The following is a 388-nucleotide window of genomic DNA, read 5'->3' as shown; positions in this document are numbered from 1 at the left end:
TGGTGGCTGATGAGCCACTAGCAACGGTTTGGGATGGATCAGCCCGTTTTATCGACAATTATGTTTTGGCAGTCGTAATGAGTGATGGAACGACTAAGAAGGTGAGAGGTGAACGTATCTTTATTAATACTGGAGCAGTTCCAAATTGGCCATCAATCCCAGGGTTAGAATTTAGTCAGCGGATTTTTACGTCTAAAGAAGCTATGGAATTGGAGAAACAACCGAAACGACTAGCAATTATTGGTGGCGGTTATATTGGCCTTGAATTTGCTGGAATGTTTAATTCCTTTGGTACGCATGTAACGATTTTCGACCAACATACCAGATTGTTAGAGCGCGAAGATCCTGATATTGCGACCGAGGTCGTAGCAGATCTGACTGACGCAGG

Annotated in this window: 1 protein-coding gene; it reads left to right on the top strand. The window is 43.8% G+C overall.

Annotated elements, in window-relative coordinates; genetic code table 11:
- Positions 1-388, top strand: a 388-nt coding sequence (locus CBI42_RS11480; protein WP_142294143.1) for an FAD-dependent oxidoreductase, incomplete at both ends; no start/stop codon positions are given.

The sequence above is a fragment of the Streptococcus sp. KR genome (assembly GCF_002238115.1).
Classification (GTDB): Bacteria; Bacillota; Bacilli; order Lactobacillales; family Streptococcaceae; genus Streptococcus.
The sequence above is the reverse complement of the archived record's forward strand: the minus strand, read 5'-3'. Positions and strand labels throughout refer to the sequence as shown.